The 11,453-nt window shown below is 65.4% G+C and carries 10 protein-coding genes; 4 read left to right on the top strand and 6 right to left on the bottom strand.

What is annotated here, in order from left to right:
* Positions 1 to 475: 475 nt before the first annotated feature.
* The 4 genes from M0R80_19180 to M0R80_19165 form a co-directional block, all read right to left on the bottom strand.
* Positions 476 to 1,018, bottom strand: a complete 543-nt coding sequence (locus M0R80_19180) for a hypothetical protein (protein ID MCK9461759.1) — start codon at positions 1,016 to 1,018, stop codon at positions 476 to 478.
* Positions 1,019 to 1,112: 94 nt separating this feature from the next.
* On the bottom strand, positions 1,113 to 1,613 hold the full coding sequence (locus M0R80_19175) for a hypothetical protein (protein MCK9461758.1): 501 nt from the start codon (positions 1,611 to 1,613) through the stop codon (positions 1,113 to 1,115).
* A 97-nt stretch (positions 1,614 to 1,710) separates the two neighbouring features.
* Positions 1,711 to 2,253: a hypothetical protein gene (locus M0R80_19170; protein ID MCK9461757.1), complete on the bottom strand. Its 543-nt coding sequence runs from the start codon at positions 2,251 to 2,253 to the stop codon at positions 1,711 to 1,713.
* Between the two features lie 87 nt (positions 2,254 to 2,340).
* A complete protein-coding gene (locus M0R80_19165) occupies positions 2,341 to 3,606 on the bottom strand; it encodes a M23 family metallopeptidase (GenBank protein MCK9461756.1) in 1,266 nt (421 codons plus the stop codon).
* 157 nt (positions 3,607 to 3,763) lie between these two features.
* On the opposite strand from M0R80_19165, the gene M0R80_19160 reads away from it, so the two are divergent.
* Complete coding sequence (locus tag M0R80_19160; protein ID MCK9461755.1) at positions 3,764 to 5,188, top strand: amidophosphoribosyltransferase; 1,425 nt, start codon at positions 3,764 to 3,766, stop codon at positions 5,186 to 5,188.
* Between the two features lie 24 nt (positions 5,189 to 5,212).
* Here the strand turns inward: M0R80_19160 and M0R80_19155 are convergent, their stop codons facing one another.
* Positions 5,213 to 6,292, bottom strand: a complete 1,080-nt coding sequence (locus M0R80_19155) for a hypothetical protein (protein MCK9461754.1) — start codon at positions 6,290 to 6,292, stop codon at positions 5,213 to 5,215.
* Positions 6,289 to 7,065 (bottom strand): RNA methyltransferase, encoded by a 777-nt coding sequence (locus M0R80_19150; GenBank protein MCK9461753.1) that lies wholly within the window; start codon positions 7,063 to 7,065, stop codon positions 6,289 to 6,291. The genes M0R80_19155 and M0R80_19150 overlap by 4 nt, the downstream gene beginning before the upstream one ends.
* Positions 7,066 to 7,160: 95 nt before the next feature.
* Between M0R80_19150 and M0R80_19145 the strand changes: the two genes are divergently transcribed.
* The 3 genes from M0R80_19145 to M0R80_19135 all read left to right on the top strand — a co-directional run bounded on the left by M0R80_19145 (position 7,161) and on the right by M0R80_19135 (position 11,447).
* Complete coding sequence (locus tag M0R80_19145) at positions 7,161 to 8,813, top strand: ATP-binding cassette domain-containing protein (GenBank protein ID MCK9461752.1); 1,653 nt, start codon at positions 7,161 to 7,163, stop codon at positions 8,811 to 8,813.
* 119 nt (positions 8,814 to 8,932) lie between these two features.
* On the top strand, positions 8,933 to 10,666 hold the full coding sequence (locus M0R80_19140; protein ID MCK9461751.1) for an AAA family ATPase: 1,734 nt from the start codon (positions 8,933 to 8,935) through the stop codon (positions 10,664 to 10,666).
* Between the two features lie 13 nt (positions 10,667 to 10,679).
* The gene (locus M0R80_19135; GenBank protein MCK9461750.1) at positions 10,680 to 11,447 is read left to right on the top strand and encodes a metallophosphoesterase; all 768 of its coding nucleotides are present in this window, start codon (positions 10,680 to 10,682) and stop codon (positions 11,445 to 11,447) included.
* Positions 11,448 to 11,453 lie beyond the last annotated feature (6 nt).

The following is an 11,453-nucleotide window of genomic DNA, read 5'->3' as shown; positions in this document are numbered from 1 at the left end:
GGACGTTCGGCCTGAGGCAGGAGGAGCGCTACGCGCGGTTCGTGGCGGTCCTCAACGCGGCGCGCATGGCGTTCCGCAAGGACAAGGCGGTGCTGGCCGAGCTCGAGCGCTTCAAGCGACCTTGCGGCCGGAACCGAAGGTCCAAGGAAGAGTCCGAGGCCGCGTGACCCGATCCTCCCGCCCAAAGCCCGGGCACCCCACCCGGCGTTCGAAACGACCTTCCCACCGACCCGCGCGACTCCCGCGCGGGTTTTCTTTTAAAGAATGTCGATTAGCCCCGATAGGGCGACCGGCCGAGGCTACTCGACACTATCTTACGGTTCGATCGTGATTGCTTTAAGTAGACAGAAACGGCGAGGAAGTCCGGATCAGTTGCCGGCGTCGGCATCGGTGTCCGTGTCGCCTTTGCCAGTCGAGTCATCGTCGGCAATTTAGTAGACAAATTGGAACTCAAACTGAGTTCCTTACCCTAACCTCACGACCCTTTGTGAATTTCCACAGCGTAGTCATGATACTCTCTTGCTTCATACTGAGTCCACTCCAGCCTTGCAAATTCTTCATAGATTGGATAAGCCCAATCATAAATATCGTTATCCTCACCCATTTGCATTGCCCATTCTGTGCAATCCTTGTCTAGACAATACTCGGTGAAAGAATCGTAGGAAGAACTCCAGCCCCCTCCACTATCGTAATCCCAATAATATGGGAACAAATCAGAAAACGCGCCCCAATCAGGATCGCTGGGTGCTACCCATAATACCTGAATGGCATAGGCTGATGCCGCTCCGTATAAACAGGTCGGAACAAGAACTTGGCAGCCATCCAAATCACTTCCAGTACAGGGGGTAGATGTCACCCAAAACAAGTCTGTCACATCCCAGCCCCAACCACCAATATCATTGTATATTTTAACATTCAGAACCCCTATATCAGTTTCATCAGCTAGTAACTGTCCCGGAAAACTCCACAAAGATAGCAGCAGAGTGACCCCAAATGCCATCAGACGTACTTTTTTCATTTTGCCCCCTTTTTGTATCGGATTCGTAACAGTTGTACTAAATCCACTTTCCTTGTCAACCCTTTTTGAGGCCTCATCCACTTATTTCGCTTACCTAAGCGCCTCCATCGGAAACACCACCGTCAGCATCGGTGTCCGTGTCGGAACCGAAGCAGGCGTAGGGATGCTCACCCGACGGATCAGCGTAATACTCTGTCGGGACTTGGCAATCATACCATTCTTCGTCATCCCACCAACCGCAGTAAGGGTTCTCGTTCAAACAGTCGATGCACCACAGATCTCCTTCCGCGCACCAGAGCGTTCTGCCTTCCTCGTCGCAGCATCCGATCATCCCGACGTCCGCGATGTCGCCGCAGTCGTCCGACGCTGGGCCCGATTCGCCCGGGCAGTATCCGTTCTCCCAGTAATCGTCTGTATCACCGTCAGTATCCGTATCGGTGTCGGTGTCGGTATCCGTATCGGTATCCGTATCCGTGTCGGAGTCGGTGTCCGTGTCGGTGTCCGTGCCGCCGTCACCCTTGCTGTCGTCTTCGCCACAACCTACGAGAGCGACGGTAAGGGACAGGGCGAGAACCAGTTTGGCGAGTTGGTACATTTCCTTCCTCCTTTGGGAGAAGTGCGCTGCCTTTGATTAGCGGTCAGTATACAAGAAAAGAAAAGACAGGGGGATGAGGATCAGTTGCCGATGCGGATCAGTTGCCGGCGTCGGCGCCAGCGTCAGGCGTACCACCGTCGGCGTCCGTGTCGGTGTCCGTGTCCGTATCGGTGTCCGTGTCTGTGTCCGAGCAGGCCATCGGGAACTCGCCGCTCGGATCCGGGCCGTTGTCGGTCTCGTTGCACCAGTAGAAGTTGACCTCATCCCAGCCGCAGAAGAGAGAGCCGCTCGCGCACGGATTGCAGTAGAGCACATTGCTCGCACACCAAACCGCGTTGTCGGCGTCGTCGCAGCAACCTTCCATTGTCAAGCCGTTGCAATCGTCGGAGGCCGCGATCCAGGTCGACGTCGCTTCGTCCATCCCGGGGCAGTACCCGTCGACCCAGTAGTCGCCGTCGGCATCCGTGTCGGTATCGGTGTCCGTGTCGGTGTCCGTGTCGGAATCCGTGTCCGTGTCCGTGTCGGAATCCGTGTCCGTGTCCGTGTCCGTGCCGCCGTCGCCGTCGCTGTCGTCGTCGCCGCAGCCGACGAACGCGAACGCGAGAACCAGGGCGAGCGCTAATTTAACGAGCTTGGTCATTTCGATCCTCCTTGTTACGGGCTTTCCCCTTAACGGTTTTGTGGGCGCATTATACTGCCGTTTTCGACGAGCACAAGTTGTGGTTATTCAATTGGCGCCGGCGTCCGCGGGGCCGCTTTCCATCGTATCCGGATCGACGAGCACGTCGCGAAAATAGGGCGCGGGATTGATCCGTTGCGTCCCGTTCCGCAGCTCGAGGTGCAGGTGCGCGCCGGACTGCACGGTACCGGTGCGGCCGACGGTGCCGACGATCTGTCCGGCCTCGACCTCGTCCCAGTCGCGCACCGCGATGGTGTCGAGGTGCATGTACAGGCTGCGCAGCCCGTCGCCGTGGTGGATGATGACGTACAGGCCGCCCTTCCCCATCCGCTTCAGGGGGAAGGCGGGCGCGGACTCGGGTGTGAGCGGCTCGCTGCCCGTCGAGAGATCGACCCCGGCAAACACGACCCGCCCGGGAGCCACCGCCCGCACCGGCTCGCCCCGGGAGGCCACGAGATCGATCCCCTGGTGGCCCGGGCCGCGCTTCTTGCCGCGCCGGTTGCCGAAGCTGTCGAGCACGAGCCGCGGCGTGCCGTCCAGCGGGGAAACGAGCTCCACGCCGAAGGCCGAGCCCGCCTTCGCCGGCGGATCGCCACGGTAGTACCCGAGCAGCCTGCGCCGCTGCGCGAGCACGCGATCCTCCGGCTCGATGCTCTTGACGTTGTCGCCGAAGAACCAGTGGGAGACGGCGTGCCGGTGCAAGACCTCCGGGAACGCCGCGTCGAGGCTCGGGCACTGCTTTGCGAGCACGTGCAGGATCGCCGCGGTCCAGTAGATGTTGGAGCGCCAGGTCGCGGCCTTCCACCTGTTGAACGGATGCGCGTCCGCCCGGAGACGCCGCTCCTCCCATCCGTCTTCGCCGCGCACGAAGTACCTGTACTCCCCGTTCCGGATGTGCGGCGCGTGCATGGTGACGTCGATCCGCGTCAGGCCGTACGTCGTGGCGCTGTCCGGGGTCTTGGGCAGGCACTCCGAACGATCATAGATGAGCGCGCCGACGAGGAACGGATCCACGCCGAACCGCGCCGCTTCGTCCAGGATCGCGCCCGCGTACTCGGCGAGCCGCGTGCGCTCCTGCGGACCGCACAGGGCGAGCAGCGCGTCCGTGAGCCGCTCGGCGTCGACCTCCGCGAGCGGGGGCGACACGGGCTCGGGCGGCCACATCTCGGGCGTCACCCGCTCGTGCTGGAGCTTGTGCTGGATGTCGACGTTGCGCCCGATGCGGCGCTGCCACGGCAGCTTCCCCGCCGCGGCGCAGACCGCGACTGCGACGATGATCGCGGCGACGACGGAAGCTGCTCTTGCGGCGCGCATATGGAATTCATACCAAGTCGCGCCGCCGCCCGCAAACGTCCTCGAGCCTCGTGTTCCGCTTGCCAGCCCAGCGTCGATGTCGGAAACTCGTGTCCGCTCCGCAAAGGGGCGCCTCGACGCGACACCGTCGCGCGGGTTCGAGCGACAGGAGATCACGATGGGCGGCTTCTTCGGCGTGGCATCTCGCAGCGACTGCGTCGCGGATATCTTCTACGGCACCGACTACCACTCGCACCTCGGCACGCGCCGCGGCGGCATGGTCGTCAAGAACCGGGACGGCTTCCAGCGGAACATCCACGACATCACGAACTCGCCGTTCCGCACGAAGTTCGAGGAGGATCTGCCGAAGCACCACGGGAACCTCGGGCTCGGCGTGATCAGCGACTACGAGGATCAGCCGCTGCTCAACTGCTCGCACCACGGCCGCTTCGCCCTGGCCACCGTGGGCCGGATCGACAACATCTCCGCGCTCGCCGAGGAGGTCCTCAAGAACCGCGGCGTGCACTTCAGCGAGCTCAAGACGAACGAGATCAACCAGACCGAGCTCGTCGCCGCGCTCATCAACTGCGAGGACTCCATCATCGCCGGGATCCGGCGCGTCCAGGAGGTCGTCGACGGCTCGTGCTCGCTCCTGATCCTGACCGAGAACTGCCTGTACGCGGCGCGCGACAGGCTCGGCAGGACGCCTATCGCGCTCGGGCGCAAGGACGGCGCGTACGCCGTGACGCTCGAGACGTGCGCCCTGCCGAACCTCGGCTACGAGGTGGAGCGCCAGCTGCGCCCGGGCGAGGTCGTCCGCGTGACGGCGGACAGCGTCGAGCAGCTCGTGCCGCCCGGCGAGCACATGCAGATCTGCTCGTTCCTGTGGATCTACTACGGCTACCCCGCGTCCAGCTACGAGGGCCTGAACACCGAGGTGGCGCGCAACCGCTGCGGCGCCGCCCTCGCCAGGCGGGACACGGCGGCGGTCGACATCGTCGCCGGGATCCCGGACTCCGGCGTCGGCCACGCGATCGGCTACGCGACCGAGCGCGGCGTCCCGTACCGCCGGCCGTTCGTCAAGTACACGCCGACCTGGCCGCGGAGCTTCATGCCGCAGGAGCAGCGGGTGCGCGATCTCGTCGCCAGGATGAAGCTCATCCCGATCCGCGAGATCATCGACGGCAGACGCATCCTCTTCTGCGAGGACTCCATCGTGCGCGGCACGCAGCTGCGCGACATCATCACGCGGGTGTTCGATCACGGCGCGAAGGAGATCCACATGCGCCCGGCGTGCCCGCCGCTCGTGTTCGGCTGCAAGTTCCTGAACTTCTCGCGCTCGCGTTCCGAGCTCGACCTCGCGGCGCGCAAGGCGGTCCTCGAGATCGACGGCGACGCGAACGCGCACCTCGAGGAGTACGCGGACCCGACCACCGATCGCTACAACCGGATGGTCGAGTCGATCCGCGCGCGGCTCGGGCTGACCACCCTCTCCTACCAGCTGCTCTCGGACATGATCGAGGCGATCTCGCTGCCGCGCGAGAAGCTGTGCACCTACTGCTGGACCGGCGAGGATCCCCACCCGCTGCGGCGGGCGCAGTGAGCGCTCGACCGAGGAGCTCTCGCTTCAGCCCCAGACCTTCTCCCAGCTCGTTCCCAGTCCGAAAACCCTCTTCCAGAGCCCGGGACCGTCGTCCGTGGGACCGGCGATGTAGATCTCGCTGCCGGACACCCCCCAGAATGCGCGCAGCCGCTCCGGCCCGCCTTCGGGTCCCTCCCAGGCTTGGGTAACGTGGCAATCGCCGAGGCCCGGGTCACAATCAAAGAGCTCCAGGCCGCGGAACTGTGACGACATGTCCCCCAGGATGATCGCTGCCCCGGCCAGGACGACGTCTTGCGGGGCGGTCCAGATCGCCTCGTAGAATCCCTGTGTCCAGTCCCCCCAGAAGCTGAAGTGCTGGAACCCCGGCGTCCCGTCGCCGTCCACCGTTCTTCGAACCGCCATGCCGCCGCCGTAGGGAGAGTTGAACGCGACGAACCACAGCTCGCCCTCGCCCCGGCCGATGAGGTTCCTGATGGCATAGTCGCCGTCATACCCGGTCTGCTCCGCGAGCCACTCGGTGCCGTCGAGATGGAGCAGCAGCTTCTCCTCCCCGCCGACCCAGACGGAGCCCGGATGCTCTCCCCAGACGGAGAGGATCGGCGGCGTCTCCCAGGGCGTCACCTGGTTCCACTCGTCGCCGTCCCGAAGCGCGATGACGCCGTTGCCCGAGGCGGTGTCCTTCCCGACCGCCACCACGAAGCTCTCGGAGTCGGCCCAGACATCCGTGAACGCGGCGCCCGGCATCGAGAGGTCGTCCTCCCAGCCGCTCGCAGATCTCCGCCATACGACGTCCCCACCCACCGCGAAGATCACCTCGTCCGAAACGGCGTGCACCGCGTCCAGCTGCTGGGCCGGGGCCGCCTCCCCGATCCAATCGGCGCCGTCGAAGTGCAGGACGCAGCCCCCGTCACCCACGGCCCAGACGTTTCCGGACCCGGTTCCGTGAATGTCCGCGATCTCCGAGAACCCGCACGGGAACGGGAGCTGTTCGTCCGTGTCGCCCGGGTCGTCCGCCGAACCGTCGACGTGCGAGGAGAGGTCGGTTTTGCCGCAGCCGGCCAGGAGCGCGACGGTCACGAGCATCCGAGCCGTTTTCGACATCATCGAACCCGGACGCGGGGCGCCAGCTCGTAGGCGAGGATGGACGCGGCCTGCGCCACGTTGAGGCTCTCGATGACGTCGACGCCGGGGATGCGGAAGGTCGTGTCGCAGACGCCGCGAGCCCCCCGGGAGAGCCCCTCCTCCTCGTTGCCCAGGAGCACCGCGACAGCGCGCGGGGAACCGTCCGGTTTTCGCGCGAAGGCGGCGAGGTCGCGGGAGGAGGCGGACGCGCGGTGATCGGCGCCCGCGAGCGCGATCTTGCCCTTGGCCCTTTGGGCGAACGCCGCCGCGCTCTTGTCCTTCCAGACGGTCACGAGCTCCATGCCGCCCTGCGCCACGCGGTAGGCGCTGGTCGTGACGCGGGCGTCGCCGTCGTCGTCGCCGATGACGAGGTGCTCGAGCCCGAAGAACGCGAGGCTGCGCACGATCGCGCCCAGGTTGTGGGCGTTGCCCACGCGGTCGAGCACGAAGACGCGTTCGCCGCTCTTCGACCATCGGTCCACGGTCTCGCCCGAGACGCGGGGGTACTCTGGCGCTTCGATCATGGCGACGACGCCCTGGTGGTGGATGGTGTCGGAGAGCTTCTCCAGATCTTCGACCCCGGCCACGCGGTAGGGCCTTTTCTTCTTCGCCATGAAGGAGCAGAGGCGGCCGAGCTCCGGCGCGCGATCCTCGATGAAGAAAAGGCGGCGCACCTTTTCGGGGTGCTTCTCGGACAGGGCTCGTACCGCGGCGCGGCCGCAGACGGCCAATTCGCGTTGATGTTCCTTTTCCACGCCCGGGATTGTAGCGGCTCGCAGGTGGTATGGGAAATTCCGCACCGGCGTCCCCACTTGCCTCGCCGCGCCGTTTCCCCCATATTCCGCCCGCGATGATCCACCTCACGAACATCGCCGTGCAGCACGGCTCGCAGATCCTGTTCAAGGACGCGTCGTTCCAGCTCCACCCCGGGAGCCGCACCGGGCTCGTCGGCGTGAACGGCTCGGGCAAGACGACGGTCTTCCGGCTGCTCGCGGGCGAGCAGCAGCCCGACGCGGGCGAGATCTCGCGGCCGGCCCGCCTCCGGATCGGCTACTTCTCGCAGAGCGTGGGCGACATGTCGGGCCGCTCCGCGCTCGAGGAGGTGAAGGCCGCCTCGGCCGACATCCTCGCGCTCGGCGAGGAGATACGGCGGCTCGAGGAGGAGATGTCCGCGCCCGAATCGGACGACCGGCTCGAGAAGACGCTCGCCCGCTACGGCGACGCGGTCGGGGAGTTCGAGCACCGCGGCGGCTACGAGCTCGAGGCGCGCGCGGAGGCGGTGCTCACCGGGCTCGGGATCGCCCCGTCCGAGCACGGGAACCCGGTCGAGTCGTTCAGCGGCGGTTGGAAGATGCGCATCGCGCTCGCCAGGATCCTGACGATCAATCCGGACGTGCTCCTGCTCGACGAGCCGACGAACCACCTCGACGTCGAGTCGATCGTCTGGCTCGAGACGTGGCTCCACGACTCCTTCAAGGGCGCGCTCCTCCTGACGATCGACGACCGCGAATTCATGAACCGCACGGTGAGCCGCATCGTGGAGATCGCGAGCCGGACGATCACGACCTACGGCGGCGACTACGACTTCTACCTCCGCGAGAAGGAGGTGCGGCGCGAGCAGCTCCTCGCGAGCCACCGCCGGCAGCAGGAGATGCTCGCCAAGGAGGAGCAGTTCATCGCGCGCTTCGCGGCCCGCGCCTCGCACGCCTCGCAGGTCCAGTCCCGCGTGAAGAAGATCGACAAGATCGAGCGCATCGAGATCCCGGCCGAGGAGAAGGTGATCCGGTTCGAGTTCAACGCGCCCCCTCGCAGCGGGGACGAGGTCGCGAAGTTCGACGCCCTCGCGAAGAGCTGGCCGCAGCCGGGCGGCGGCGGGCGGACCGTCTTCTCGGGCGTCTCGGGGCTGATCCGCCGCGGCGACAAGATCGCGGTCGTCGGCGTCAACGGCGCCGGGAAGTCGACGTTCCTCAAGATCCTCGCCGGGCAGGCCGAGCAGACCGCCGGGGCGCTCGCGATCGGCGCGAACGTGCGCGTCGGCTACTTCAGCCAGCACGCCATGGAGGTGCTCGAGCCGCGCCGCACGGTGTTCGAGACGGTGCGGGAGGTGCTGCCGCTCGCCTCGATAGGCGTCATCCGCAGCCTGTGCGGGGCGTTCCTGTTCCAGGGCGAGGCGGCCGACAAGCGCGTCGAGGCGCTCTCGGGCGGCGAGAAGAGCCGGGTCGTGCTCGCGACGCTGCTCGCGCAGCCCGTGAACCTCCTCGTGCTCGACGAGCCGACGAACCACCTCGACATCCAGTCGCGCGAGATCCTGCTCGGCGCGCTCTCGCGGTTCGACGGCACCGTCGTGCTCGTCAGCCACGATCGGCACTTCCTCCGATCGCTCGTCGACCGCGTCTTCGAGATCGACCGCGGCGCGCTGCGCGCCTTCGAGGGCGACTACGACTACTACCTCGGGAAGAGCCGGAGCGACGCTGTCGCCAGGCCGGGGCTCGCGATGCCTTGAGCCTCGCGGGATGCGGTTGCGAACAGGCCGATTGGGACCTTGTAGATCGGGCGCTGGAAGACTGGTAGCATCGTGCGCAATCCGGACGGGCATCATCGGGCAAGCGAGGAGGCGTCGGCGTGCTCACCAAACTGACCATTCGTCACTTCAAGCGGTTCGACGAAGCCGTCATCGATCTCGCCGAGCCCGTGGTTCTCATCGGCCCGAACAACTCCGGCAAGACGACGGTCCTCCAAGCGTTGGCTCTTTGGGATCTCGGTCTTCGCACCTGGCTGGACAAACGGGGCAAACAGGACGGCGGCCCCGAAAAGCGACCCGGGGTTTCCATCAACCGCAAGGATCTCTTCAGCCTGTCCGTTCCCAACGCCATTGTGCTCTGGAACGACCTGCACGTCCGCGCGACGTCGGGCGGCAACGGTGAGCGAGGAACCAAGAACATTTTGATTGAGATAGAAGTCGACGGCGTAGCCGCCGGCCAGGAGTGGTCCTGCGGGTTGGAGTTCGACTACGCCAACGAGGAGTCTTTCTACTGTCGCCCGCTGCGACTGGAGCAGGCCAAGAACCCCCGGCGGATGTCCATACCGGACGGCTGCACGGACCACCGAGTCGCCTTTCTGCCCCCGATGTCGGGGTTGTCCGACCGCGAGTTCGTCAAGCAGGAGGGTGAGATCGGCTTCCTCATCGGGCAGGGCCAAACGGCACAGGTCCTGAGAAACATGTGCCACAGCCTGTTCATCGGGAAGGAAGGCGGGGCCCGTTGGGACAAAATCGTTGCGTGCATCCAGTCCCTGTTCGGCGTCGAGCTGATGCCACCGAGGCTCGTGTCCGCTCGAAGCGAGATCCAGATGTCCTACCGCGAAGCGGGTGGCCCGGAACTGGATTTGTCGTGCTCCGGGCGCGGCCTGCAACAAACCCTCTTGCTCATGGCCTTCCTACACGCCAATCCGAAGTCGATCCTTCTGTTGGATGAGCCGGACGCTCACCTCGAGATCTTGCGACAGCGCCAGATCTTCAACCTTCTGACAGAAACGGCATCGAACCAGGGATCGCAAATCGTCGCCGCGAGTCACTCGGAGGTCGTTCTCGGCGAGGCGGCGGCCCGCGGAAAGGTGGTGGCCTTCGTCGGGCGCCCCCACGTCATCAACGATCGCGGTCAACAGGCTCTCAAGGCGCTCCGCGACATCGGCTTCGACCAGTACTACCAAGCAGAGCACAAGGGCTGGGTTCTGTACTTGGAGGACACGACCGACCTCGACATTCTCAGGGCGTTCGCCGAGAAGCTGCGTCATCCCGTTCTACCGCACCTCGACACCTGCTTCCTGCATCCGGTCGCCACGAACCTTCCCCAGCGCGCGCGGGACCACTTCTTCGGGCTCCGGGAAGCGAAGCCCGATCTCGTGGGCGTCGCCGTCTTCGATCGCCTGGACCGCGAGCTGACGACCGGTACGGCGCTGATCGAGATGATGTGGCAGAAGCGCGAGATAGAGAACTACATCTATTCGAAGGCCTCCCTGCTGCGATTCTCCGCCTCCGGAGTGGACGACGATCTGCTCGGACTCGCGGAACGCAGGCGGAGAGAGGCCGTGATGGAAGAGTCCATTCGAGAGATGTCGGATGCTTGGGAGAAACTGGGGCGACCCTCGCCCTGGTCCGACGACATCAAGGCTACCGACGACTTCCTCGAACCCTTGTTCAGGGCGTTCTCACAGAAGCTCCGCCTCCCTTTGTTGCTGAGGAAGAACGAGTACTCCAAACTGGTTCTCTTCACCGATCCCGATGAGTCGTCTGCGGAGATCGTGGAAAAGCTGGACGCCATCCTCGAAGTGGCCAAGAGAGCGCACCCCTTCCAGTAGGATCGAGGCGAGCATGGCGAAACGGACCTTCGCGATCGGCGACATCCACGGGGACATCGCCCACCTCGAGGCGCTGCTCTCCCTGCTCCCGGCGCTCGACGCCGACGACACGATCGTCTTCCTCGGCGACTTCGTGGATCGCGGCCCGGACTCCGCCGGGGTCGTCGCGCTCGTGCGGGACGGCTTGAAGGCTCGCACCCCGGCGAAGATCGTCGCGCTCAAGGGCAGCCACGAGGACGCCTGGCTCAAGGTGCGGGGGCGCGGCTGGCCCGAGTTCGTCATGCCCGTGGGCAACGGCTGCCTGGCGACGCTGCGGTCGTTCACGGACGGCCCGCCGCCGGTCGGCGAGGAGATGCCGAGCAAGGAGGAGTTCCTCTCGATGCTCGGCGGCAGGTTCCTGCCCGACGACGTCGTCGCGTGGATGGCGTCGCTGCCCGCCTGGTACGAGGACGAGCACGCCATCTACGTCCACGCCGGGCTGCCCAAGGTCGGCGATCGCTTCGCGCACCCGTCGGAGCTCGACGATCCGAAGCCGCTCATCTGGCAGCGGAGCAAGGAGTTCTTCTCCGCCTACGAGGGCAAGCGGGTCGTCTTCGGCCACACGATCGCCGACGCCCTGCCCCAGGAGCTCTCCGTCTACACGCCGGAAGACGACTCGGATCTGTTCTCCTGCAAGAACGCCATCGGCATCGACACGCGCTGCGGCCACGGCGGCTTCCTCACCGCGATCGAGCTGCCGTCCCTAAAGGTCTACGAGTCGCGTCGGGTGGCGGACCGCTAGCGGCGC

The organism is Pseudomonadota bacterium (assembly GCA_023229365.1).
In the GTDB taxonomy this organism is placed as follows: Bacteria; Myxococcota_A; Polyangia; order JAAYKL01; family JAAYKL01; genus JALNZK01.
Note: the sequence above shows the minus strand (reverse complement) of the source record. Positions and strands in the feature narration are given on the sequence as shown.